The following is a 23,697-nucleotide window of genomic DNA, read 5'->3' as shown; positions in this document are numbered from 1 at the left end:
CTCAGATTGGCCTGAACCGGAAATGCCCTGTCTGCCTGAAGGCAAACAAAGTGTCCTCTTCCCTGGCGCCGCCGCCGATATTGTGAATGACCAGTCTTCTTGTCGGTACCAATGTGGAGCGATTGGACGACACGATGGCAATATGCGACAGATTGCCGGGCAGCATCTGGGCGATGAGATCCCCTGGCCGATAGTCGGCCGGGTCTTGGCTGACGGGCAAGGCAGCACCGCGCCGCTCGAAATAGACCGCAAGGTTGGGCACACGGCGGTGGTCGATGTTGCGGTCGGGCGCTTTCAAGCCCCAAACCTTCGGATAGGCGGCAAAATTGGCCCGCATATCCTCATGCACCAGCTCTTGCAGATCGACATCGAAGGCGCGGCGATAGGCACGGATCACGACATCCGTGCACACACCCCGCTCGGGCTCAACGTCCCCGCCCGGATAGGCCAGGCGTGTATAGGTCGGATCGTAGAGTGTGGTGACGCCGATCTGCTCACGGGCGGCTTCGACCAATTTGGTGCCCCAATCCGGCGTGATGGGCTTTTCCTGCGCCATGGCAACCGGCATCGCCAGGCACAAAAGACCAAATTGCAGTGCGGCTCGACGGGTAATCGCGGTCATGCCAAGCCTCCGGGCATTGCTGGATGCAGGCATTCTTCTGGGCGAATACGCCTTTTTTCGTGCAACGCCAGGATGTCGCGGTTCTGGCTCTGTCCGAATATGTCGTGTGGCGTGGTCGATATGACAGCACCGTCGTGATCGAAGCCGCGCACTGGCGCAAGCCATCGCCGATTTGGGCTGAAGCTGGAATCGGCGGTATGCTAAACAAACGGTTAACCGCAAGCGCGGTAGCTTTCTGAACGACAGGCAGGCGGAGTTTCGGAGGGATGACGGGCGCATGTTGGAAGCTGACGCGTGCCGCCGCGCTGCTCGGTGCCCTGCTACTGTGCGACATTGCCGTCACTCAGGCGCAGGCCGCTCCGCGCCTCTGCCGCCAGCTTGAAGCCGATCTTGCCGCCGCTTCTCGTGGTGGCGGCGGCAAACCGGCCTTGCTCAGGAAATATGACGACGCAATCGTCCGGCAACGCCAGCAGATTTCAAAGGCCGTCAGCCAGGCCAGCAGCGCCGGCTGCGGCTTTTCGCTGTCTCGCCGCAACGCCAACGCATGCGCGGCACTTGACGCCACCATCGATCGCATGGCAGCCAATCTCGACGCCCTGCAGGCCAAGCGCGCCGACCTTGCCGGCGGTGGTTCGCGACGCGATCGCGCGCGCATATTGACGTTGCTTGACGCCAATGGCTGCCGCGATGATGCGGCGCCGCCGACGCCCGCACCGGTCCGCGAAGCCAGCCGTGAAAACGGCCACCGAAACCTGCTCGACCAGCTTTTGGGCAGTGACACAAGTGAACCGGGCGCGCCCGACCAGCCTGAAGGGCCCAGCCAGGCCGAAGAGCTAAGCCAGCCGGGCAACATCCGCACCATGCTCAACAACGCCGACATGGGCCAGCCCCAAGGCGAATTCCGCACCATGTGCGTGCGCACCTGCGACGGTTATTTCTTCCCGATGTCGAATGCCGCCTCACTGGGCGATTTCGAGCGCGACCAGAAGAATTGCGAATCGAGCTGCCCCGGCACCGAAATGCAGGTTTTCTACACGCGCGGCATGAATGGCGATTCGGCGTCCATGACGTCTTCGGTGACCGGCAGGCCTTATATCGAACTGCCGACGGCCTACCTCTACAAGCAGTCCGACATGCCGCGGCCGCCGGCCTGCGGCTGCAATGCCGCGCAGAATTTCGAGATCATCGCCGGCAACCCGCCAACCCGGGAACAATCTGAGTCGAATGTAGAGAGTACCCCGTTCATGCCGCTGCCGGTTGCCAAGCCTGATCCGGGCGTCGACCCGGAGTCCTTGGCCAATGCGCAAGGCGGCCTCGACCGTGAGGCGATCAGACGCCTTGCCGTCAAGCCCGTGCCTTCGCCGACATCGCTGCCGCCGCCGGAACAGCGCAAGGTCAGGGTCGTCGGGCCAACGTTCCTTCCCGACCCAGCAGCGGCAACAGATCTGCAAGCTCCGGACCCGAAGGCTGTCCCGTAAGCGCCAGCCTGAGCGGCATGAACAGCGCCTTGCCCTTACGACCGCTCGCTTCTCGGATCTTGCCGGTCCAGTCTTTCCAGACGGCGCCGTTCCAAGGCTCCTCCGGCAGCAGTTCGAACGCCTGGCGAAGAAAGTCGCGGTCATCGTCGGAAAACTCCGCCGGCTCCTCTGGACCGTCTCGAAGCGTACGCCACCAGATCGCCGCATCAGCCAGCCTGTCGAGATTGCCGCGCACCGCCAGCCAGAAAGGCTCGGCCTGTTCGCCAGAGATGCCGAGCACGATCAGCCGGTCGCGCGCCTCGGAAAACGGCATGTGGTGCAGCAACGTGCGGTTGAGCACGAAGAGCTCGTCCGGATCGAATTTGGCGGCGGATTTCGATGTTGCAGCCGGATCGAAGCGCTCGGCAAGTTCAGCCATCGTCGGCACCGCCACGACGTTTTCCGAGGTACCGACGAGCACCGCCAGCGAAGCGACCGCCATTGGCTCGATGCCGCTCTCACGCAGGCTCTGGATGGACAGCGCGCCGGTGCGCTTGGAAAGCCCCTCGCCTGATGCTGTTGTCAGAAGATTGTGGTGGCCGAACACCGGCGGCTCGGCGCTGAGCGCCCGGAACAGGGCTATCTGGACGCCGGTATTGGTGACGTGGTCGTCGCCACGAATGACATGGCTGACGCCCATTTCGATGTCGTCGATCACCGAAGGCAGCGTGTAGAGATAGGTGCCGTCCTCGCGCCGCAAAACTGGATCTGAAAGCGAGGCGAGGTCGACGGTCTCCTCGCCGCGCACCAGATCGTTCCAGTGGATTTCAGTGCGCTCCGGCTGCAGCGGATCGCCGGTGAAGTTGGGCAGCAGAAAGCGCCAGTGCGGCCGCCGGCCATCGGCCTCATATTCCGCGACCTGCTCGGGTGCCAGCGTCAGCGCCTCGCGGCCATAGACTGGCGGCAGACCACGCGTGCGGCGCACCTTGCGCCTCAGGTCGAGCTCTTCAGGTGTCTCATAGCAGGCATAGACGAGGCGCGCCTCCTTCAGTCTTTCCAGTGCGGCATCATAGATTTCGACCCGCCGCGACTGATACTCCGTGGCGTCGGGGAAGATGCCCAGCCAATGCAGGTCGTAAAGGATGGCGTCGGAAAATTCCTGCGTCGAACGGGCAACGTCGGTATCGTCGAAGCGCTGGATGAAGCGGCCCTTGTTCTTGATGGCAAACAGCCAATTGAACAAAGCGGTGCGCGCATTGCCGATATGGATGCGGCCGGTCGGTGACGGGGCGAAACGGACGGTAACTGTCATGAGCGGGGCGTACCGGATGGTTTTGCTGTTGACAAGACGCGCCCCCGCGCTCGGCGGCAGACATAGAACATGACGAAGGCGAAGAAAAGACTGCAGCGCCACGCGTCCATCAGGACGCGCGGCGCCGCAACCGTCAGATCACCATGCTTTTGGTCAGCTCAAGCGCCTGGCGTTCGAACAGCCGGCGGTAGATGCCGCCTTGCAGCCGGATCAGCTGGTCATGCGAGCCCTCTTCGACGATGCGGCCGCGATCGAACACCAAAAGCCTGTCCAGCGCCCGTACCGTCGACAGCCGGTGGGCAATGACCAGCGTCGTGCGGCCGACCATCAACCGCTCCATCGCCTGCTGGATCAGCACCTCCGATTCCGAATCGAGACTCGACGTTGCCTCATCCAGGATGAGAATGCGCGCATCGGCAAGAAAGGCGCGTGCGATTGCAACGCGCTGACGCTCACCACCCGATAGCTTTACGCCACGCTCGCCGACCAGCGTGCCATAGCCTTTCGGCAAATTGGCGATGAAGTCATGCGCGCTGGCCAACCGCGCCGCGTGCTCGATCTCGGCCTGCGTGGCGGCCGGCCGGGCATAGGCGATGTTTTCGGCCAGCGACCGGTGAAACAGGATCGGCTCCTGCTGGACAATGGCGATCTGTGCGCGCAGCGACGCCTGCGCGACACCGGCAATGTCCTGGCCGTCGATCAGGATATTTCCCGCGGTCACGTCATAGAGGCGCTGGATCAGCTTGACGAATGTCGTTTTGCCGGAGCCCGAATGGCCAACCAGCCCGACCCGCTCGCCCGGCGCGATGTCCACCGAAAAGTCGCGATAGAGCGGCAGGCGGTGGCTGCCATAATGGAACGTGACATTGTCGAAGGTGATACGGCCATCGGTGATCCGGATCGGTTTGGCGCCGGGCCGATCCTCAATGCCGAGTGGTTCGGACTGGAAGTCGACCAGTTCCTCCATGTCGTTGATCGAGCGCTGCAGATTGCGGATATGTGTGCCGATGTCGCGCAGATAGCCTTGCAGCACGAAGAATGAGGTCAGCACGAAGGCGACATCGCCGGCGCTCGCCTGCCCCCACGACCACAACAGCAGGGAGAACCCGATGACCGCTGCCCTCAAAAGCAGCAGCATCGTCCCTTGCGTGGTGCCGTTGACGGTGCCGCGCATCCAGGTGCGGCGCGTGCGACCGCGCCATTTGGCGACGACCTCGGCAAGCCGCGTCTCCTCGCGTTCCTCGGCGCCAAAACCCTTGACCACGGCGTTGCAGCTCACCGCATCGGCCAGCGAGCCGCCAAGCCGTGTATCCCACGCATTGGCAAGCCTTGCCGCGGGCGCGACATAGCCAAGCGACAGCATCGTCGTCACCGCGATGAACAGAACCGAACCGGTGGCGACGACAGCACCCATCAGCGGCCAGAACCAGCCAAGCAGCAGCGTCGAGCCGACGAGCATGACGACCGATGGCAGCAGCGCGATCAGGATCGTGTCGTTGAGCAGGTCGAGCGCCCACATGCCGCGCGTTATCTTGCGCACCGTCGATCCGGCGAAGCTGTTGGCATGCCAGTCGGTGGAAAAGCGCTGGACGCGGTGGAAGGCGTCGGCGGCAATATCCGCCATCATCTTCAACGTCAGCTCGACGATGGCCATGAAGGCGAGATTGCGCAGCACGACACCGGTGAGCGCCAGCGCCACCAGCATCGAAAAGGCAGCCATCGCCGCATTCCATGCGGCATCGTCGGCTGTGGCACTACTGGCAACGGCGTCGACCAGCCGGCCGGAATAGAGCGGCGTCAGCACGTCGGCCAAGGTCGACAGCAGGAACGTGCCCATAATGCCGGCAAGCCGCCACGGCTGACGTCGCCAATGGCTGAGCGTGAAGCCAAGAACGCTGCGAAAGGCGCCCGCGCGCAAATCTATTCGAAAACGAGTCATGATGTCATTCGGGCGCAAACGAGCCCGATCCCACGAAAGTAGAAATTGAAAAACCGCGTCGGCGCCGTTTGGCGCCCGGAGATGCGGAGGTTTGGCGTATTTGGCGGCCCTGTAGAGGGGCGGCGACCGGCAGCGGCGAAATACCTGCCTCGGTTCAGCCTTGCCGCGAGGCTATCTCGCGGCGCACTGACCAAGACCTAGGCTTCGCGGCCTCGCATAACGATGTCAAATCCTGGCATTCGGTTCCTCCTGAAGGGGAATCGCGGAGAGGTGTTTATAGAGACGCCTCAACGCCGCGCCAAGTCAGTAGATAGCCAAAAGCGCATCTGGTCCAAGCAGTGAGACGATTTTGCAACAATCGCGGGTTGTGCGCTGCCTCTGTTCAGGTTGCCGGGATACGGTCGAAGCGCATATAGCGGCCGTCGGTGGAAGGCCTGAAGCCGAGCTTTTCGTAAACCGCATGGGCGTCGTTGGTCGACAGGCTCCAATGCGTGACCGTCTTGACGTCCGAGTGGTCGATAAGCGCCTGGACAAGCCGGGTTCCGATGCCTTGTCCGCGATACCCGGGCCAGACAATTATGTCGGCGAGATAGGCAAATACCGTGCGGTCGGTGATCGCCCGGCCGAAGCCGACCTGATTGCCGCCGACATAGGCGCCGACGCACAGTGAGTTGGCGAAGGCGCGGCGGTGCAGTTCGTCGCTGCGGCCACTGCCCCAATAGCTCTCCTTCAAAATGTCGGACGTCGCCCGGAAGTCGATCCGCGACGGGTCAAAGCTGATTTCAAGGTTGGCCATGGCTAAACCGTTAAACAGGCCAATCGCCTACCCGCCATCCCTGAACCGGTTGGTAATGGGATAGCGGCGGTCGCGGCCGAAATTCTTCCTGGTGATCTTCACACCGGGCGCCGCCTGCCGGCGCTTGTATTCGGCGACGTAAAGCAGGTGCTCGACGCGCGTCACCGTCGCCCGGTCATGGCCGCGCGCGACGATGTCGTCGACACCCATCTCGTTTTCGATCAGGCACTCCAATATGTCGTCGAGCACCGGATAGGGCGGCAGCGAATCCTGGTCCGTCTGGTTCTCTCGCAGTTCCGCCGAGGGCGCCTTGTCGATGATGTTGTTCGGGATCACCTCGCCGGACGGACCGAGCGCACCCGGCGGCACATGCGCGTTGCGCCAGCGCGACAGCGCATAGACCTGCATCTTGTAGAGGTCCTTGATCGGATTGAAGCCGCCATTCATGTCGCCATAGAGCGTCGCGTAGCCGACCGACATCTCGCTTTTGTTGCCGGTGGTGACCACCATCGAGCCGAACTTGTTGGAAATCGCCATCAGGATGGTGCCGCGGGCCCGGCTCTGCAGGTTTTCCTCGGTGATGCCTTCCTTGGTGCCCTCGAAAAGCTGTGTCAACGTGTGCAGGAAACCCTCGACTGGCTCGAAGATCGGCACGATGTCGTAGCGGCAGCCGAGCGCGCGGGCGCAGTCCTCGGCATCCTTGAGCGAGTCCTTCGAAGTGTAGCGGTAAGGCATCATCACGGCGCGCAGCCGTTCCTCGCCGAGCGCATCGACGGCAAGTGCCGCGCAGATCGCCGAATCGATGCCGCCGGAGAGGCCGAGCACGACATTCTTGAAGCCGTTCTTGTTGACGTAATCGCGCAGGCCCAACATGCAGGCGCGATAGTCGGCCTCCTCCTTTTCCGGGATTTTCGACATCGGTCCGTCAGAGCAGACCCAGATGTCATTCTTTCGCTTCCAGGTGGTGACGTTGACCGTCTCCTCGAACTGGCTCATCTGGAAGGCCAGCGTCTTGTCAGAACCTATGGCAAACGATGCGCCATCGAAAACCAGCTCGTCCTGGCCGCCAAGCTGGTTGGCATAGATAATCGGCAGTCCGCATTCGATGACCTGGCGGATGACGATCTGGTGGCGGACGTCGACCTTGCCGCGGTAATAGGGCGAGCCGTTCGGGACCAGCAGGATTTCCGCGCCGCTTTCGGCCAGCGTCTCGCAGACGGCAACCTCGCCCCAGATATCTTCGCAGATCGGCACTCCCACGCGCACGCCGCGGAAATTGACCGGCCCCTGGATCTCGGGGCCGGCCTGGAAGACGCGCTTCTCGTCGAACTCACCGTAATTCGGCAGATCGAGCTTGTAGCGTTCGGCAAGGATCTTGCCGCCATCGGCAAAGATGATCGAATTGTGCGTGCCGGTCTTGCGCTTCAACGGCGTGCCGATGACGAAACCCGGGCCGCCGTCGGCGGTATCGCCGGCGAAATCCTCCGCCGCCCGCTCGCAGGCCTTCAGGAAGGCGGGCTTCAGCACCAGATCCTCAGGCGGATAGCCGGCAAGGAAAAGCTCGGTAAACAGCACGAGGTCGGCGCCTTGGCGGGCGGCATCCGCCCTCGCCTCGCGTGCCTTGGCAAGATTGCCGGCGACGTCGCCGACCGTCGGATTGAGCTGGGCGACGGCGATGCGCAATATGTCTGGAGCGGTCTTGTCTGTCATGCCCGTGGGTTTAGCGCGGCAAAATTCGTCGGGCAATGGCGTTCGTTTGGACCAAACAGTCGATCCTATTCGCCCATATATTCGCGCAAGGCTTCCGGCGGATGGTTCTCGCCGATCGACATTGCCAGAATGCGCGAAATGTGCCGGCGCGGCAGCCCGGTTTCCGCCGCCCAGGCGTTTATCTGCACTTGGATCTTGCCCAGGTCCTTCTTCGATGTCGGGCTCTGCGCGAGGTCGAGCCCGGCGTCGCGCAGCGCTGCCGCCATGTCGGCCGAGACGATGAAGGCGTCCCACTCCAGCCAGCGCAGAAAATACTGGCCGGTATTGCCGCCGAGCCGGCTGCCGTGCTTGCCGAGATAGGCCATCAATCCGACCTGGTCATCCGCCGGCCAATTGGCCAGGAACTTGCCGAAGCTGCCATGCTCCTTCGACACGCGCTCGACGAAGGCTGCGTTGTCGCGTACGGATTTGATCTTCTGCGGATTGCGGACGATGCGCTTGTCGGCTGTGAGATCGTGCCAGAAATCGTCAGGCTGGAACAGCAGCCGCTTCGGCTCGAAGCCAAGAAATGCTTCCTCGAAACCCGGCCATTTCTGCTCGATGACGCGCCAGACAAAGCCGGCGGCAAAAACCCGCTCGGCCATGGTCGACAGGATCCGGTCGTCCGCAATCTTTGCCACCGCGGCATTATCGGGCATAGGACCCAGCAGCGACGTCAGCGCTGCCTCACCGCCTTTGCGCTTCGCTGCACGGGCGCGAATTTTCTGAAAATCCACCATTGTTTCCTGATCCCATCGCGTCAATCTACCACTTCCCGTATGAACCGGCAGCTTCTACCTCATCGCTGACGACGGAGGCGACGATGAACAAAACGATCGAGGACCTGGCAAGCCGCTGGCTGAAGCGAAAGCCGGACGGCCTCAGCGCGCTCGAAAGTCGGGTACTGCAATCTACGCTCGAGCGCACCACGATCTCCAAGGACACCAACAAGGCCGTCGCCTTTCACCAGACGTTTGGAGATCGCCTGGCCGACACCATCGCCCGGATCGGCGGCTCGTGGTCCTTCATCCTGGCATTCATTGGCTTCCTGATCCTGTGGACGGCAGGCAATGTCTGGCTCTTGTCGCGCGCCGCCTTCGATCCCTATCCCTTCATCTTCCTCAATCTCGTGCTTTCCATGGTTGCCGCCCTGCAGGCGCCAGTGATCATGATGGCGCAGAACCGCCAGACGGAGCGCGATCGAATCGACGCCGCGCACGACTATGAGGTTAATCTCAAGGCCGAGATCGAGATCATGGCGTTACACGAAAAGCTCGACGAACTGCGCCACAGCCAGATCATCGGCATGCGAGACGAGATCGCCCGGCTGGCCGAGCAGGTGAAGCGCATCGACGACATTCTGTCGAAGCAGCGAACGTCTTCATGACGGAAGTCATCCATCGTCTCATTGAGCAATATGGGCTGGTCGCGGTTTTTCTGGGCTGCGTCGCCGAGGGCGAAAGCGCCGCCATTCTCGGCGGTTTTTTCGCGCATCAGCATGTCTTCGTCCCGTGGCAGGCCTTCCTCGCGGCGGCGCTCGGCGCCTTCGGTGGCGACACGTTCTTCTTCATCTTGGGACGGAGCTTCGCCGACCATAAATTCGTGATCAGGCTCCGAGCCCGGCCGGGCTTCAGCCACGCCTACCGCCTTGTCACCTCTCATCCCAACATTTTCGTGCTGTCGAACCGTTACATCTATGGCCTGCGACTGGTCGGCGGAATCGCGGCCGGGCTGTCGGGCATCGCCGCGGCGCACTTCATCATCCTCAACGCCATCTCGTCGGTAGTCTGGGCGGCACTGTTCTGCACTGTCGGTTATGTCTTCGGGCTGGGCGCGGAGCACATCGTCGGCCAGGCGCTGGCCCGCCACGAGCGGTTGCTGATCGCTCTGGCAATCGGCCTCGTTGTGGCCATCCTCGGCTGGCTCGCGGCCCATATCGTCGCCAAGAAGGAACTCCACAAGGGAAGCTGATCGTCAATCAATGCCGAGCGCACGATCACCCTTCTCGAGGATCAGCGGAATGATCAGGTCTTCCTCGTCGGCAAGATGCCGGGTCAACATGGCGATCAGCCGGCTGTTCTCGTCAGCATAGGCATCGGCGGCGAAACGCTGTTTGTCTTCGCTCTCCTGAAGCGTGCGGATGAAGGCATTTGCCGCCTGGGCATTGCGCTCCAGTCCCTCATGGATTGTGTGGTGATCGGCATCCAGGATTTCGAAGCCGCGCTTCAGACGGGTCTCGGCCCTGGCGAAGACCGGGAAATAATGATGGTCCTCGACATTGTGGTGGCCGTCGAGATTGCCGAGGAAATGGTTGAGGCGCGGCGCGAACCAGCGCGCGAATTCCTGCGCGTTCAGCCTACCATCCCGATAATCGCCAATACCACTGGTGAGCATGCCGCCAAGCTCGCGGAACATGTCGTGCCGCTGCAGCCACATATTGGCTATGCCGTGGATGTTGGCATGCGCCTGCCAGACCTCGCGTGGAAATTTTTCAACCAGCCAGCGAAGATCGTCCGGCAGGCCCTCACGTTCGAGCAGCAGAAATCCGGCGGTATCGGCCATATCGGTTTCCTCAGACCATGATCCCGAAAGTGGTACCGGTCTTCGGAAAAGATCATGGTCAAAACGAGAGATGCAGTGACGGCATGTAGTGTCTGAAACCTCAGATCGGTACCCCGAGGATCCGCTCGATGACGGCGACGCCCCAGACGCCGGCAGCGATCGCCACCGAAATCAGCACCGCCAGCGAACCGCAATCCTTGGCCAGTTGGATATCGATGTTGAATTCGCGGCTGAACGCGTCGCATGCCGCCTCGATGCCGGTGTTCAACACCTCGATCATGATCATGAGCAGCACCGCGCCGATCAGCAACGCATAGCCGCGCCACGATTCCGAAAGGAACCAGCCGAGCGGCAAGGCAAGCACGAGCAGTGTCAGCTCCAGCTGGAAAGCCTCCTCGCTGGCCGCCAGTTTGCGAAACGCCCGCACCGAATTGTAAAAAGCGTCGATCAGCCGCTGCATACCAAAACCCTTCGGAATCACCGGCAGGGGATTAGCGCAATGGCTGGACCAAGGGAATAAGGCGACCTCTTCAAAATCAGTCGCCTGCCACCTTGATCGACGGCGTCGACTTCTCGAACTGCGGCAGCCCATCATCGATGGCGTAATAATCGCCCTTGTCGCCGACGAAGATATGGCATTCTCCTTGAAGCCCGGTTGGCGCGTCGAACAGCCCTGCCATGACCGAAACATAGCCGTCATCGCTCGGCTTCCAGAACAGCAGAGAGCCGCATGTCTTGCAGAAGCCGCGCCTGGCGAACGAAGAGGCCTCGTACCAGGTGATGCTCTCCGCGCCGGTGATTGTGATGTCGCGGTCGGCAACGTTGGCCGCCGCATAAAAATGCCCGCTCTGCTTCCGGCACTGCGAGCAATGGCAGTAGACGACACCGCGTAGCGGTCCTCGTGTCTGGAACCGCACTGCCCCGCACAAGCATGATCCGCAGTGACTGTCAGTCATGTCGGCCTCCCGATGCAATTGCCATCGCCTGGCAGGATTCCAGTTTTGCGCGCGTTAGGCACGAGCAAATGCGACACCGGCGGGATTGAATAGAAAAAGCGCCGGTTTTCGCCCGGCGCTTCTTCAATGACATCACAGTTCAGATCGTATCAGCCATTGACGGCCTGCTTGTGCTGCACCGGATGGGTCTTCTTGAGCAGATCGGAGACCAGGAACGCCAACTCGATCGCCTGGTCAGCGTTGAGGCGCGGATCGCAATGGGTGTGGTAGCGATCCTGCAGCTCTTCGGCGGTGATGGCGCGGGCGCCACCGGTGCATTCCGTGACGTTCTTGCCGGTCATCTCGACATGGATGCCGCCCGGATGCGTGCCTTCGGCGCGATGCACCTCGAAGAAGGTCTGCACCTCCTTCAGGATGCGGTCGAACGGCCGTGTCTTGTAGCCGGCGGCCTCGATGGTGTTGCCATGCATCGGGTCGGACGACCACACCACGCTGCGGCCTTCCTTCTGCACCGCGCGCACCAGCTTCGGCAGGTGGTCAGCAACCTTGTCGGAACCGAAACGCGCGATCAGCGTCAGCCGGCCGGGCTCGTTCTCCGGATTGAGCAGGTCGATGAGCTGCAACAGGCCATCCGGCGTCAGCGACGGGCCACATTTCAGGCCGAGCGGGTTCTTGATGCCACGGCAGTATTCGACATGGGCATGGTCGGGCTGGCGCGTGCGATCGCCGATCCAGATCATGTGGCCGGAGGTGGCGTACCAGTCGCCGGAGGTCGAATCGACGCGGGTCAGCGCCTCCTCATAGCCGAGCAGCAACGCTTCGTGGCTGGTGTAAAAATCGGTCTCGCGCAGCGCGTAATTGGTCTCCGAGGTGATGCCGACGGCCTTCATGAAGTCCATCGTCTCGGTGATGCGGTTGGCGAGCGACTCGTATTTCTCCCCCTGCGGGCTGTCGGACACGAAGCCAAGCATCCATTGATGCACGTTCTCCAGGCTGGCATAGCCACCTTGGGCGAAGGCACGCAAAAGGTTGAGCGTCGCCGCCGACTGGCGGTACGCCATCTCCTGTCTTGCAGGATCGGGAATGCGCGACTTGGCGTCGAACTCGATGCCGTTAATGATGTCGCCGCGATAGCTCGGCAGCGTCACACCGCCCTTGGTCTCATTGTCGGACGAGCGCGGCTTGGCAAACTGGCCGGCGACACGGCCGACCTTCACCACCGGCTGCGCGCCGGCGAAGGTCAGTACCACCGACATCTGCAGGAAGACGCGGAAGAAGTCGCGGATATTGTCGGCGCCATGCTCGGCGAAGCTCTCGGCGCAATCGCCGCCCTGCAGAAGGAATGCGTCTCCGGCAGCGACGGTCGCAAGCTGCTTCTTCAGCTTGCGTGCCTCACCTGCAAAAACCAACGGCGGAAACGTGGCAAGCTGGGCTTCCGTGTTCCTCAGCGCGGCAAGATCCGGATAGGCAGGAACCTGCTGGATCGGCTTAGCTCTCCACGAATTCGGCGACCATTTCGTCATCGAAACACCTAACGCTCTTTCACACGGACGCCATCGCCCGCCAATCCGCCCCATATGGGGTCGCGGCTCCATACACGAAGCCGATTTCCTATTCTAGACCGGAAGTGGTCGCGTGGCGAATGAGCACGGCACTGCGAAAGTGCCGGTGCGGCTGTGCCCAGAGCACCAGCGACGCGCTGCTACGCCGCCTTCTCCACCAGCCGCGCCAGCTGCGTCATGACAACCGCTGAGCCAGCCAGCCGCTTCTCGGGCGTCGCCCAGTCGCGGCTGAAGACGACGCTCTGGTCGGGTCGGATCTTGGCCAGCGAGCCCTGTTCGCCGATGAGCTTGACCAGCCCGACCGGATTGGGGAATTCCCGCTTGCGGAAATGGATGACGACGCCTTTCGGCCCGGCGTCGAGCTTCTCCACGTTGGCCTTGCGGCAAAGCGCCTTGATGAAGACGATCTTCAACAGATGCTTTACCTCTTCCGGCAGCGGCCCGAACCGGTCGATCAGCTCGGCGCCGAAAGCATCGATCTCTTCCGTATTTTCGAGATCGCCAAGACGGCGATAGAGCGCCAGCCTGAGCTGCAGATCCGGGACGTAGCTTTCCGGGATCATCACCGCCGTGCCGACGGCGATCTGCGGCGACCAGCCGCCGTCCTGCACCTCGCCGGAATCCTTCACTTCGGCCACCGCCTCCTCCAGCATCTGCTGGTAGAGCTCGAAGCCGACCTCCTTAATGTGGCCCGACTGCTCTTCGCCAAGCAGATTGCCGGCGCCGCGGATATCGAGGTCGTGGCTGGCCAGCTGGAAACCGGCGCCGAGCGTGTCGAGCGACTGCAGCACTTTCAGCCGACGCTCGGCCGTATCGGTGAGCTTGCGGTTGGCCGGCAGCGTGAACAGCGCATAGGCGCGCACCTTCGAACGCCCGACGCGGCCACGCAGCTGATAGAGCTGCGACAGTCCGAACATATCGGCGCGGTGCACGATCAGCGTGTTGGCGGTCGGTATATCGAGGCCGGATTCGACGATTGTGGTCGACAAAAGCACATCGTACTGGCCGTCATAGAAGGCGTTCATGATGTCGTCGAGTTCGCCGGGCGGCATCTGGCCGTGGGCCACGGCCACTTTCAGCTCAGGCACGGATTCGCGCAGGAAATCATGGATTTCCGCGAGATCGCTGATGCGCGGTACGACGTAGAAGGAATGGCCGCCGCGGTAGCGTTCTCTGAGCAGCGTCTCGCGGATGACCAGCGGATCGAAGGGCGAGATGAAGGTGCGCACCGCCAGGCGGTCGACCGGCGGCGTAGCGATCAGCGACAACTCGCGCACGCCGGTCAAGGCAAGCTGCAGCGTGCGTGGGATCGGCGTCGCCGACAAAGTCAGAACGTGGACGTCGGTCTTCAGATCCTTCAGCCGCTCCTTGTGCTTGACGCCGAAATGCTGCTCCTCGTCGATGATCAGCAGACCAAGATTCTTGAACGAGATCGAGGAGCCGAGCAGTGCATGCGTGCCGACGACGATGTCGATCTGGCCTAGGGCGATGCCCTTCTTGGTCTCCGCCAATTCCTTGGCGCCGACCAGCCGCGAGGCCTGGGCGACGCGGATCGGCAGGCCGGAGAAGCGCTGCGAGAAAGTCTTGAAATGCTGGCGCGACAACAATGTCGTCGGCACTACTATGGCCACCTGAAAGCCTTCCATCGCCCCAATGAAGGCGGCGCGAAGTGCAACTTCGGTCTTGCCGAAGCCGACGTCACCGCAGATCAGCCGGTCCATCGGCTTTCCGGCGCCTAGATCATCCACGACTGAATCGATCGCGGTCTGCTGGTCATCGGTCTCCTCATAAGGAAAACGCGCTGCAAACTCGCCATAGAGGCCTTCCGCCGGCACCAGCGCCGGTGCTGCCCGCATTTGCCGCTCGGCGGCAATGCGGATCAGCTGCCCGGCCATGTCGAGCAGGCGTTTCTTCAGCCGCGCCTTGCGCGATTGCCAGGCGCCACCGCCAAGCTTGTCGAGCGTCGCCTCGGCCGAATCCGAGCCATAGCGCGACAGCAGCTCGATGTTTTCCACCGGCAAGAATAGCCGATCGTCGCCGGCATAGTGGATCTCGAGGCAATCGTGAGGCGCACCAACCGCCTCGATGGTACGCAACCCGATGAAACGGCCAATGCCATGGTCGGCATGGACGACGATATCGCCTGACGACAAGGCCGAAGCCTCGGCGATGAAGTCGGACGCACGCTTCTTGCGCTTCGAGCGCCGGATCAGCCGGTCGCCGAGAATGTCCTGCTCGGCGACGACGACCAGTTTCTCGGTCTCGAAGCCGGATTCGAGCGGCAGCACGGCCAGCGCCGCCTCCCCTGGCTCAAGCTTTTCGGCTTCGGCAAGCGTCGCCACCGGCTTCAGATTGCCAAGATGATGCTCGGCAAGGATCTGACCAAGCCGGTCGAGCGAACCCTCGGTCCAGCCGGCGACGATGACGCGGCGGCGTCCAGCGCGCTCGTCGGAAATGTGTTTTACGACGACGTCGAAAACGTTGGCGTTAGGATCGGCGCGTTCCTCGACGAAGCTGCGGCCGTGGCGCGAGCCGGCATGGAACACCTTTTTCGCGCCGGCATCGGGCGCGTCGAAGGCCGTGAAATCTATCGCCTCGCGCGGGCCAAGCGAGGCAATCAGGTTCTCGGGCGACAGATAGAGCAGATCCGGCGGCACCGGCTTGTAGGGCACCGCGTCCTTCAAGGCGCCGTCGGCCTGCTTCTTGCGCGCTTCGTAGTGGTCGAGGATTAGAGTGTGGCGCTCGGCCAGTGCCTCATGCGCCAGATGGTCGAAAACCACAGGCGCATCGGGCAGGTAGTCGAAGACGGTTTCCAGCCGCTCATAGAAGAACGGCAGCCAGTGCTCCATGCCGGCAAACCGCCTGCCCTCGCTGACCGCCGCATAGAGCCCATCGTCGCGGGAGGGCGCGCCAAAGGCTTCGATGTAGGCGCGGCGGAAGCGGCTGATGGTTTCCGGCGTCAGCGCCACCTCGCTCATCGCCTGCAGCGCCATCGATTTGCGTTGGCCGATGGTGCGCTGGGTTGCGGTGTCGAAGACGCGGATCGATTCCAGCGTATCGCCGAAGAAATCGAGGCGCAGTGCCTCCGTCCAGCCGGGCGCGAAGAGATCGAGAATGCCGCCGCGCACCGCAAATTCGCCGATGCCGCGCACCGTCGGCACTCGCTCGAAGCCGGAATTCTCCAGCCGCGACACCAGCACGTTCATGTCTATCTGGTTGCCGGGTTTGGCGTGGAAGGTCTGCGCCTCGACGAGTTCAGCCGGCGGAATGCGTTGCAACAGCGCATTCGCGGTGGTGAGGACGACGGCTCGGTGCGGCTTCTTCGCCAGCGCAATCATTGCGGCCAGTGCATCGAGCCGCCTTGCGGCGGCGTCGGCGCCGGGCGAGACGCGGTCGTAAGGCAGGCAGTCCCAGGCCGGCAGTTCCAGCACCGGCAGGCCCGGCGCCGCAAAGGCAAGCGCCTCGACGATCGCCGGCAGACGCTGGCCGTCGCGTGCCACGAACAGCACCGGCTTGTCAGGGGCGATCTCGTGCGCAGCCTGCACCAGCGCAAAGGCTTCGTAGCCGTCGGCGACGCCATCGACGATGAACTGGCCGGCGCGGCCTTTCGGCAGACCGATCGTAGGGATAAGGCTCATGGCTACACGTTGTTCAGAAGGTCATCTCCCGGCGCGAAGCCAGGATTTTTTGCAGGACGGCACAGTCGATATCCGCCGGAACCGGGCGTTCGCCAGTGACGAGAGGCAGGAATTCGGTGTCGGGAATGTCGAGGAGCCTCTCATATTGGTCGATTTCGTCGCCGGTCAAGGCGCCGATCTCGGCGTCGGCGAAGCTGCCGAGTATAAGGTCCATCTCGCGCATGCCGCGGTGCCACGAACGAAACAGAAGCTTGCGGCGGCGGGCATCGAGCCCCTCGCTTGATCGTTTCGTTCCGGTCATCTTGCAACATCCTTGCCCAGGCGGCGCATATAGCGTGGATAGGAGGCGGTGTCAGCCTTGCGCTACAGTCGCCGCAACATAAGCTGACATCATGCGTCCCTCCCTCCTCGATCCGCTGTTTGTCCCGATCACCTCGCTTGCCGGGGTCGGGCCAAAAGTTGGCGCCCTGATCGAAAAAGTCGTGGCAGCCGACCTCGGCGACCGGGCCGCGCGCGCCGGGGATCTCTTGTTCGTGCTGCCGCATACTGTCATCGACCGCCGCAACCGGCCTGGCATCGCCGGCTCGGCGGAAGGCGCCATCGTTACGCTCGACGTCCGCATCGACCGCCACCAGCCGCCGCCACGCGGCAACAGGTCGGTCCCGTACCGGGTCTACGCCCATGACGACACCGGCGAGATCGCGCTGACCTTCTTCCATGCCCATGCCGCCTATCTCGAAAAAGCAATGCCCGCAGGCGAGCATGTCGTCGTCTCCGGCCGCATGGAATGGTTCAACGGCCGCCCGACCATGGTTCACCCCGACCATATCGCACTTGCCGGCGACGCGGAAAACCTGCCGCTGGTCGAGCCGGTCTATCCGCTGACCGCCGGGCTCTCGGGCAAGGTGCTGCGCCGGGCCATCGGCCAGGCGCTGGCCCGCCTGCCGGTGCTGCCCGAATGGCAGGACGGTGAGTTCCAGCGCCGCCATGCCTTTCCTGCTTTTAGCGATGCGCTCAACCGCATCCACAATCCTGCCGACCCGATCGACATCTCTGTCGACGGCGCAGCGTGGCGGCGCCTTGCCTATGACGAGTTCTTGGCCGGCCAGGTATCGCTGGCGCTGGTGCGGGCCAAGGTCCGCCGATTATCTGGCCGGCCACTCGTCGGCGACGGCCGCATAGTCGAACAACTGCGCGTGGCACTCCCCTATTCGCTGACCATGTCGCAGGAAATGGCGCTTGCCGAAATCAACGCCGATCTCGGTGACCCCGAACGCATGCTGCGCCTTTTGCAGGGCGATGTCGGCTCCGGCAAGACGGTGGTCGCGTTGCTTGCCATGGCGCGTGCCGTCGAGGCCGGCGGCCAGGCGGCATTGATGGCGCCGACCGAAATCCTGGCGCGCCAGCATCTGGCAACGATTGCGCCGTTGGCGGAACGGGCCGGCCTGCGTGTCGCTGTCCTCACAGGTCGCGAAAAGGGCCGCGAGCGTGCCGACACGCTGACCGGGCTGGCCAATGGTGACATCGACATCGTCGTCGGCACCCATGCGCTGTTCCAGGAAACGGTGACGTTCCGTGACCTCGTGTTCGCCGTCGTCGACGAGCAGCACCGTTTCGGCGTCCATCAGCGCCTTGCCATTACCGCCAAGGGCGATGCGCCCGACATGCTGGTGATGACAGCAACGCCGATACCGCGGACGCTGGTGCTGACTGCATTCGGCGACATGGATGTGTCGAAGCTGACGGAAAAGCCGGCCGGCCGCCAGCCGATCCGCACCGTCACCTTGCCGCTTGAACGGCTCGACGAACTGATCGGACGCATGCTCGACGCCGTCGCCGATGGCCAGAAAATCTACTGGATCTGTCCGCTGGTCGAGGAATCCGAGGAGATCAAGCTGATGTCGGCCGAGGACCGTTTTGCCTCGCTGAAGCCGCTGTTCGGCGACCGCGTCGGCCTGGTGCATGGTCGCATGAAAGGCGCCGACAAGGACGAGGCGATGCGCGCCTTCAAGCAGGGTGACACCCGTATCCTGATCGCCACCACAGTGATAGAGGTCGGCGTCGATGTGCCTGATGCGACAATCATGGTTATCGAGCATGCCGAGCGTTTTGGCCTTACCCAGTTGCACCAATTGCGCGGCCGGGTCGGGCGTGGCGACAAGCCTTCATCGTGCGTGCTGCTCTACAAGGATCCGCTCGGCGAGACGGCAAAACGCCGTTTGTCGGTAATGCGCGAGACCGAGGACGGCTTCCGTATCGCCGAAGAGGATCTGAAGCTGCGCGGCGAAGGCGAGTTGCTCGGCACCCGCCAGTCCGGCACGCCGGGCTTCCAGGTGGCGCGCATCGAGGCGCATGCCGACCTGCTCGAGGCCGCTCGCGACGATGCGCGGCTGATCCTGTCGCGCGATCCGGAATTGCAGTCCGATCGCGGCACGGCGCTGCGCCTGTTGCTCTATCTGTTCGGCCGCGACGAGGCCGTGCGGCTCCTGCGTGCCGGCTGAGGCATCGTGTCGAGCGGAGGATTGGCAAGCGCGCCGTGGATCTGCTCGCCGTTCACCGTCACCATTTTGACCGCCGGCGCCACCAAGCCGGCCGACACGATCAGCTTGGCTCCGTCCTCGATTGTCATGTCGAGCAGCACAATGTCGGATTTCGGCACATACATCAGAAAGCCCGTCGTCGGGTTGGGCGTACATGGCATGAATACGGCAATCAGCGGATCGCCTTCCCGGTCGAGCTTCTGGTTGATCTCGGTTTCCTTCTCGCTGGCGACGAAGACCAGCGACCAGACCCCTTTGCGCGGATATTCGACCAACCCGACCTGGCGGAACATGTCGCCCTTGTTCGACAGCACGGTCTCGAAAATCTGCTTCAGCGAACGGTAGATGCCGCGCACCAGCGGCATGCGGCCAAGCAGGCGCTCGCCGAAATTGACGATGGCGCGGCCAACGATATTGGCGGTCATAAAGCCGATGAAGGTGATGAGGATCAAGGCAACGATCAGCCCAAAACCCGGCACTGGAAACGGCAGGTAGGTGTCCGGATTGTAGCGTACCGGAATGTAGGGTTTCACCCAGGAATCGACCCAGCCGATCAGCGACCAGGCAATGTAGGCGGTAATCGCCAGCGGCGCGCAAACGACGAAGCCGGTCAGGAAATAGTTTCTCAGCCGGGTCATGCCTGAGGTCTTGAGAGCATCCGACATGGTTCACCGCAGCGTGTGTTTGCAGCGCGACACTACTGAACCCCAAGGCGCTTTGGAATGGCGAAGTTTTTAAACGAGACCTATTCCACCGTTACCGATTTCGCCAGATTGCGCGGCTGGTCGACATCCGTGCCCATGAACACGGCGGTGAAATAGGCGAGCATCTGGATCGGCAGCGCGTAGATGATCGGCGAGATGATTTCCGGCACGTCCGGCAAAACGATCGTCTCCATCGTCTTCACCGTAGCGTGTGCAGCGCCCTTGCTGTCGGTGATCAGGATGATCTTGCCGCCGCGTGCCGCGACCTCCTGCATGTTCGACACGGTCTTTTCGAAGATGCGGTCATGCGGCGCGATGACGATGACGGGCATGTTCTCGTCGATCAGCGCGATCGGGCCGTGTTTCAACTCGCCGGCAGCATAGCCTTCGGCATGGATGTAGGAGATCTCCTTGAGCTTCAGCGCACCTTCCATGGCCAGCGGAAAATTGGTGTCACGGCCGAGATAAAGCACATTCTTGTAGTGCGAGAGGTCGCGCGCGACCTTTTCGATCTGCCCGTCGAGCTTTAGCACCTGGTTCGCATAACGCGGCGCTTCCGACAGCTCGCGTATCAGCGTTTTCTCCTGCTCCTGCGAAATCGTTCCGCGCGCCACGCCCGCCCGCACCGCCAGCGAGGCCAGCACGGAAAGCTGGCAGGTGAACGCCTTGGTCGAAGCGACGCCGATCTCCGGGCCGGCCAACGTCGGCAGGATGACGTCGGATTCGCGCGCCATGGTCGATTCGCGCACATTGACGACCGCGCCGATCTTCATGCCGGCCTTGCGGCAGTAGCGCAGCGACGCCAGCGTGTCGGCGGTCTCACCCGATTGCGAGATGAAGAAAGCGGCATCGTTCTTCGACAGCGGCATCTCGCGATAGCGGAACTCCGAAGCGACATCGATGTCGACCGGCAGCCGCGCATAGCGCTCGAACCAGTATTTGCTGATCAGCCCGGCGAGATAGGCGGTGCCGCAGGCCGAGATCGCCAGCCGGTCGATCTTGGCGAAATCGAACGGCAGGTCGAGCGGCTTCGAGACGCCGCTGACGAAATCAACATAATGCGCCAGCGTGTGCGAGATCACTTCCGGCTGCTCATGGATTTCCTTTTCCATGAAATGGCGGCGGTTGCCTTTGTCGACCATGAAGCTCGTGCTGAGCGACTGTTGGCGTTTGCGGTCGACCTTGTTGCCGCCCATGTCGAAAATATCGACCTCGTTGCGGCGCACCACCGCCCAGTCGCCGTCTTCCAGATAGGTGATCGAATTGGTGAAAGGGGCAAGCGCAATGGCGTCGGAGCCAAGGAACATCTGGCCGTCGCCATGACCGACCGCGAGCGGCGGGCCATTGCGCGCGCCGACGATCAGATCCTCGTCGCCCTTGAACATGATGGCGAGCGCAAAGGCGCCTTCCAGCCGCTTCAGCGCCTTGTGCGCCGCCTCAACCGGCTTCAGCCCCTTGGCCAGTTCGCGCGCCACCAGATGAGCGACGACTTCGGTATCGGTCTGCGAGGCGAAGCTGTAGCCGTCGCGCATCAGCTCGTCGCGCAATTCGGCGAAATTCTCGATGATGCCGTTATGGACGATGGCGACGCCGTCGGAAAAATGCGGATGCGCATTGCTCTCGTTTGGAACGCCATGTGTGGCCCAGCGCGTGTGGCCGATGCCGATCATGCCGTCGAGCGGTTCGTCCTTCAGCCGGCGCTCGAGATTGACCAGCTTGCCCTCGGCGCGGCGGCGGTCAAGCCTGCCATGCTCGATCGTGGCGACGCCGGCCGAGTCATAGCCGCGATATTCGAGCCTTTTCAGCGCATCGACGATAAGCGGCGCGACCGGCGAGTTACCCACAATTCCAACGATACCGCACATGGCGCTTGCCCCCGATTCCGACCTCAAACCCGGCGCTATTTAGAGACTGCCGGGCTGTCGCGAAAAATCACATTCCATTTCGTCCGGTATCAGCCGGACTATCCTGCACAGATGCACCATGACAGGGCGCACTTGCAATCCGGTTACTGCAATTGCTCAGTTTCTCCGCTTATGTATCCTATCTCGGCTCAACGGCTCCAGAAATCAGTCAAAGACATGATGCGGCTATGAACGAACGAATTGACACGGTGACGCTTTGGCGTCCGGTTGGCCCCCGCGAACTGGAGTTGATCCAGAGGGCAGGGATGCGCGCCTTTCCTCCTCGACTTGCCGATCAGCCGATCTTCTATCCGGTCACCAGCGAGGCCTATGCCACCCAGATCGCCCGAGACTGGAATGTGCCCGCGAGCGGATCAGGTTTCGTGACGCGTTTCGAGGTGCGTCGCAGCTTTCTGGACCGTTACAGCGTCCAGCATGCCGGCAGCCGGGCGCATCTGGAATACTGGATCCCGGCCGAAGACCTGTCGACGTTCAACAATGCAATCGTTGGCGAAATCCAGCTTGTCGCCGAGTTCCGCTAGTCTACCCTTTTTTGCGGGCCGCCGCGGCCTGAGAAAAACGCTCTCGCAACTCCTTGCCCTTGCCGGCTAGAGTCCGCTGGCGGGCGCGGCCGAAGGCCAGCGCATCGTCGGGTACGCTTTCGGTGATGACGCTGCCCGAGGCGATGTAGCCGCCCTTGCCGATCGACACCGGCGCCACCAGCGAGGAGTTCGAGCCTATGAAGGCGCCCTCGCCGATATCGGTGAAGAATTTCGAATAGCCGTCATAATTGCAGGTGATGGTGCCGGCGCCGATATTGGCGCCGGCGCCGATGCGGGCATCGCCGATATAGGTCAGATGGTTGACCTTGGCGCCCTCCTCGACGATCGCCTGCTTGACCTCGCAGAAATTGCCGACCTTGGCCTTGGTTCTCAGATCGGCCCCGGGCCGCAGCCGCGCGAACGGCCCGACATCGCAATTCGACGCGATGGTGGCGCCTTCGATATGGCTGAAGGCATGGATCTTGGCCCCCGTGGCGATTTTCACGCCCGGCCCGAACCAGACATTGGGTTCGACGATCGTGTCGGCACCGATCTCGGTGTCGTGCGAGAAGAACACGGTTTCGGGCGCGATCAGCGTAACGCCAGAAAGCATCGCCTCGCGCCGCCGGCGCGCCTGCCAGATACCTTCCGCCTGGGCAAGCTCGGCACGGTTGTTGATGCCGAGCGCGTTCTCGAAACTGGCTTCGGTGGCTACGACATCAAGTCCCTGCGCAGCGGCGATCTCGACGATGTCGGTGAGATAATACTCGCCCTTGGCGTTCTTGCTGCCGACTTGATCGAGCAGATTCAGCGCGTGCCTGCCGGCGACCGCCATCAGCCCGCCATTGCAGAAGGTGATTTTCTTCTCCTCGTCCGAGCAGTCCTTCTCCTCGCGGATGGCCACGAGCCTGCCGGCCTTTTCGATAAGCCGGCCGTAGCCCGAAGGATTTTCCGTACGGAAGCCGACCACGACGACGGCCGCACCTTCCGCCAGCTTCAGCCGCGCCGCCGCGAGCGCTTCCGGATCGATCAACGGCGTGTCGCCAAACATCACCAAGATGTCGTCATAACCTTTTGATATTGCTGCGCGTGCGGCAAGCACGGCGTGCGCGGTGCCGAGACGTTTTTCCTGAACGAAAGCCTCGGCCTTCGGCGCAAACTTGAGTGCGGCCTTGCGCATCTCATCGGCGCCGTGGCCGATCACCAGCGCCAACTCGCCGCTGCCGGCGGCTTCGGCCGCCTTGACGACATGGGCAACCATCGGCAGGCCGGCGATTGTGTGCAGCACTTTCGGCACTGCACTCTTCATGCGCGTGCCTTCGCCGGCGGCGAGGATGATGGACAGGCAGGATCTCTGGCTCATGGGGACAGCAACCGTTGAAAGGGGTCTGGAATCGAAGCGTTAGTAGCACCG

21 protein-coding genes are annotated in these 23,697 nt (G+C 62.5%); 6 read left to right on the top strand and 15 right to left on the bottom strand.

What is annotated here, in order from left to right:
• Position 1: 1 nt before the first annotated feature.
• Positions 2-622, bottom strand: a complete 621-nt coding sequence (locus NKH16_RS00255; protein ID WP_352742590.1) for a DUF1287 domain-containing protein — start codon at positions 620-622, stop codon at positions 2-4.
• 23 nt (positions 623-645) lie between these two features.
• Between NKH16_RS00255 and NKH16_RS00250 the strand changes: the two genes are divergently transcribed.
• Positions 646-861: a hypothetical protein gene (locus tag NKH16_RS00250; RefSeq protein WP_352448721.1), complete on the top strand. Its 216-nt coding sequence runs from the start codon at positions 646-648 to the stop codon at positions 859-861.
• A 27-nt stretch (positions 862-888) separates the two neighbouring features.
• Positions 889-2,100, top strand: coding sequence for a DUF2865 domain-containing protein (locus tag NKH16_RS00245; RefSeq protein WP_352742588.1), 1,212 nt, complete (start codon positions 889-891; stop codon positions 2,098-2,100).
• On the opposite strand, the gene gltX is transcribed toward NKH16_RS00245, so the two are convergent.
• The 5 genes from gltX to NKH16_RS00220 all read right to left on the bottom strand — a co-directional run bounded on the left by gltX (position 2,018) and on the right by NKH16_RS00220 (position 8,615).
• Complete coding sequence (gene gltX, locus NKH16_RS00240) at positions 2,018-3,391, bottom strand: glutamate--tRNA ligase (RefSeq protein ID WP_352742586.1); 1,374 nt, start codon at positions 3,389-3,391, stop codon at positions 2,018-2,020. The two genes, NKH16_RS00245 and gltX, sit on opposite strands and share 83 nt — an antisense overlap.
• 133 nt (positions 3,392-3,524) lie before the next feature.
• Entirely contained in the window at positions 3,525-5,330 is a 1,806-nt protein-coding gene (locus NKH16_RS00235) for an ABC transporter ATP-binding protein (protein ID WP_352742584.1), read from the bottom strand.
• 382 nt (positions 5,331-5,712) lie between these two features.
• Positions 5,713-6,126 (bottom strand): GNAT family N-acetyltransferase, encoded by a 414-nt coding sequence (locus NKH16_RS00230; protein WP_352619846.1) that lies wholly within the window; start codon positions 6,124-6,126, stop codon positions 5,713-5,715.
• Positions 6,127-6,153: 27 nt separating this feature from the next.
• Complete coding sequence (locus NKH16_RS00225) at positions 6,154-7,836, bottom strand: NAD+ synthase (protein ID WP_352540624.1); 1,683 nt, start codon at positions 7,834-7,836, stop codon at positions 6,154-6,156.
• 65 nt (positions 7,837-7,901) lie between these two features.
• The gene (locus tag NKH16_RS00220) at positions 7,902-8,615 is read right to left on the bottom strand and encodes a DNA-3-methyladenine glycosylase I (protein WP_352540625.1); all 714 of its coding nucleotides are present in this window, start codon (positions 8,613-8,615) and stop codon (positions 7,902-7,904) included.
• Positions 8,616-8,698: 83 nt separating this feature from the next.
• Between NKH16_RS00220 and NKH16_RS00215 the strand changes: the two genes are divergently transcribed.
• Both NKH16_RS00215 and NKH16_RS00210 read left to right on the top strand, forming a co-directional pair.
• The gene (locus tag NKH16_RS00215) at positions 8,699-9,262 is read left to right on the top strand and encodes a DUF1003 domain-containing protein (RefSeq protein ID WP_023680015.1); all 564 of its coding nucleotides are present in this window, start codon (positions 8,699-8,701) and stop codon (positions 9,260-9,262) included.
• Positions 9,259-9,846, top strand: a complete 588-nt coding sequence (locus NKH16_RS00210) for a DedA family protein (RefSeq protein WP_352448714.1) — start codon at positions 9,259-9,261, stop codon at positions 9,844-9,846. The genes NKH16_RS00215 and NKH16_RS00210 overlap by 4 nt, the downstream gene beginning before the upstream one ends.
• Positions 9,847-9,849: 3 nt before the next feature.
• Here NKH16_RS00210 and NKH16_RS00205 read toward each other — a convergent pair whose 3' ends face one another.
• The 6 genes from NKH16_RS00205 to NKH16_RS00180 form a co-directional block, all read right to left on the bottom strand.
• Complete coding sequence (locus NKH16_RS00205) at positions 9,850-10,437, bottom strand: hemerythrin domain-containing protein (protein ID WP_352448713.1); 588 nt, start codon at positions 10,435-10,437, stop codon at positions 9,850-9,852.
• A gap of 100 nt (positions 10,438-10,537) precedes the next feature.
• Entirely contained in the window at positions 10,538-10,897 is a 360-nt protein-coding gene (locus tag NKH16_RS00200) for a diacylglycerol kinase (protein ID WP_352742581.1), read from the bottom strand.
• Positions 10,898-10,973: 76 nt separating this feature from the next.
• Positions 10,974-11,393, bottom strand: a complete 420-nt coding sequence (locus NKH16_RS00195) for a GFA family protein (RefSeq protein WP_352448711.1) — start codon at positions 11,391-11,393, stop codon at positions 10,974-10,976.
• A 149-nt stretch (positions 11,394-11,542) separates the two neighbouring features.
• On the bottom strand, positions 11,543-12,916 hold the full coding sequence (locus NKH16_RS00190) for a class II 3-deoxy-7-phosphoheptulonate synthase (protein WP_352742579.1): 1,374 nt from the start codon (positions 12,914-12,916) through the stop codon (positions 11,543-11,545).
• 179 nt (positions 12,917-13,095) lie between these two features.
• On the bottom strand, positions 13,096-16,593 hold the full coding sequence (gene mfd, locus NKH16_RS00185) for a transcription-repair coupling factor (RefSeq protein WP_352742577.1): 3,498 nt from the start codon (positions 16,591-16,593) through the stop codon (positions 13,096-13,098).
• A gap of 13 nt (positions 16,594-16,606) precedes the next feature.
• On the bottom strand, positions 16,607-16,894 hold the full coding sequence (locus tag NKH16_RS00180) for an FAD assembly factor SdhE (RefSeq protein ID WP_023680023.1): 288 nt from the start codon (positions 16,892-16,894) through the stop codon (positions 16,607-16,609).
• 91 nt (positions 16,895-16,985) lie between these two features.
• On the opposite strand from NKH16_RS00180, the gene recG reads away from it, so the two are divergent.
• Complete coding sequence (gene recG / locus NKH16_RS00175; protein WP_352742575.1) at positions 16,986-19,094, top strand: ATP-dependent DNA helicase RecG; 2,109 nt, start codon at positions 16,986-16,988, stop codon at positions 19,092-19,094.
• Here recG and NKH16_RS00170 read toward each other — a convergent pair.
• Together NKH16_RS00170 and glmS are read right to left on the bottom strand one after the other, a co-directional pair.
• Positions 19,046-19,798, bottom strand: coding sequence for a DUF502 domain-containing protein (locus NKH16_RS00170; protein WP_023680026.1), 753 nt, complete (start codon positions 19,796-19,798; stop codon positions 19,046-19,048). The two genes, recG and NKH16_RS00170, sit on opposite strands and share 49 nt — an antisense overlap.
• An 80-nt stretch (positions 19,799-19,878) precedes the next feature.
• Complete coding sequence (glmS, locus tag NKH16_RS00165) at positions 19,879-21,702, bottom strand: glutamine--fructose-6-phosphate transaminase (isomerizing) (protein ID WP_352455656.1); 1,824 nt, start codon at positions 21,700-21,702, stop codon at positions 19,879-19,881.
• 227 nt (positions 21,703-21,929) lie between these two features.
• Between glmS and NKH16_RS00160 the strand changes: the two genes are divergently transcribed.
• The gene (locus tag NKH16_RS00160) at positions 21,930-22,283 is read left to right on the top strand and encodes an ADP-ribosylation/crystallin J1 (RefSeq protein ID WP_352742573.1); all 354 of its coding nucleotides are present in this window, start codon (positions 21,930-21,932) and stop codon (positions 22,281-22,283) included.
• A gap of 1 nt (position 22,284) precedes the next feature.
• Here NKH16_RS00160 and glmU read toward each other — a convergent pair whose 3' ends face one another.
• Positions 22,285-23,646, bottom strand: a complete 1,362-nt coding sequence (glmU, locus tag NKH16_RS00155; RefSeq protein WP_352742572.1) for a bifunctional UDP-N-acetylglucosamine diphosphorylase/glucosamine-1-phosphate N-acetyltransferase GlmU — start codon at positions 23,644-23,646, stop codon at positions 22,285-22,287.
• Between the last annotated feature and the right edge of the window lie 51 nt (positions 23,647-23,697).

This window comes from Mesorhizobium sp. M1307, assembly GCF_040318155.1.
GTDB lineage: Bacteria > Pseudomonadota > Alphaproteobacteria > Rhizobiales > Rhizobiaceae > Mesorhizobium.
Note: the sequence above shows the minus strand (reverse complement) of the source record. Positions and strands in the feature narration are given on the sequence as shown.

Coding starts and splice junctions, on each gene's coding strand:
- NKH16_RS00255 (WP_352742590.1), bottom strand. CDS start 622: ATGACCGCGATTACCCGTCGAGCCGCACTGCAATTTGGTCTTTTGTGC.
- NKH16_RS00250 (WP_352448721.1), top strand. CDS start 646: ATGCAGGCATTCTTCTGGGCGAATACGCCTTTTTTCGTGCAACGCCAG.
- NKH16_RS00245 (WP_352742588.1), top strand. CDS start 889: ATGACGGGCGCATGTTGGAAGCTGACGCGTGCCGCCGCGCTGCTCGGT.
- gltX (WP_352742586.1), bottom strand. CDS start 3,391: ATGACAGTTACCGTCCGTTTCGCCCCGTCACCGACCGGCCGCATCCAT.
- NKH16_RS00235 (WP_352742584.1), bottom strand. CDS start 5,330: ATGACTCGTTTTCGAATAGATTTGCGCGCGGGCGCCTTTCGCAGCGTT.
- NKH16_RS00230 (WP_352619846.1), bottom strand. CDS start 6,126: ATGGCCAACCTTGAAATCAGCTTTGACCCGTCGCGGATCGACTTCCGG.
- NKH16_RS00225 (WP_352540624.1), bottom strand. CDS start 7,836: ATGACAGACAAGACCGCTCCAGACATATTGCGCATCGCCGTCGCCCAG.
- NKH16_RS00220 (WP_352540625.1), bottom strand. CDS start 8,615: ATGGTGGATTTTCAGAAAATTCGCGCCCGTGCAGCGAAGCGCAAAGGC.
- NKH16_RS00215 (WP_023680015.1), top strand. CDS start 8,699: ATGAACAAAACGATCGAGGACCTGGCAAGCCGCTGGCTGAAGCGAAAG.
- NKH16_RS00210 (WP_352448714.1), top strand. CDS start 9,259: ATGACGGAAGTCATCCATCGTCTCATTGAGCAATATGGGCTGGTCGCG.
- NKH16_RS00205 (WP_352448713.1), bottom strand. CDS start 10,437: ATGGCCGATACCGCCGGATTTCTGCTGCTCGAACGTGAGGGCCTGCCG.
- NKH16_RS00200 (WP_352742581.1), bottom strand. CDS start 10,897: ATGCAGCGGCTGATCGACGCTTTTTACAATTCGGTGCGGGCGTTTCGC.
- NKH16_RS00195 (WP_352448711.1), bottom strand. CDS start 11,393: ATGACTGACAGTCACTGCGGATCATGCTTGTGCGGGGCAGTGCGGTTC.
- NKH16_RS00190 (WP_352742579.1), bottom strand. CDS start 12,916: ATGACGAAATGGTCGCCGAATTCGTGGAGAGCTAAGCCGATCCAGCAG.
- mfd (WP_352742577.1), bottom strand. CDS start 16,593: ATGAGCCTTATCCCTACGATCGGTCTGCCGAAAGGCCGCGCCGGCCAG.
- NKH16_RS00180 (WP_023680023.1), bottom strand. CDS start 16,894: ATGACCGGAACGAAACGATCAAGCGAGGGGCTCGATGCCCGCCGCCGC.
- recG (WP_352742575.1), top strand. CDS start 16,986: ATGCGTCCCTCCCTCCTCGATCCGCTGTTTGTCCCGATCACCTCGCTT.
- NKH16_RS00170 (WP_023680026.1), bottom strand. CDS start 19,798: ATGTCGGATGCTCTCAAGACCTCAGGCATGACCCGGCTGAGAAACTAT.
- glmS (WP_352455656.1), bottom strand. CDS start 21,702: ATGTGCGGTATCGTTGGAATTGTGGGTAACTCGCCGGTCGCGCCGCTT.
- NKH16_RS00160 (WP_352742573.1), top strand. CDS start 21,930: ATGAACGAACGAATTGACACGGTGACGCTTTGGCGTCCGGTTGGCCCC.
- glmU (WP_352742572.1), bottom strand. CDS start 23,646: ATGAGCCAGAGATCCTGCCTGTCCATCATCCTCGCCGCCGGCGAAGGC.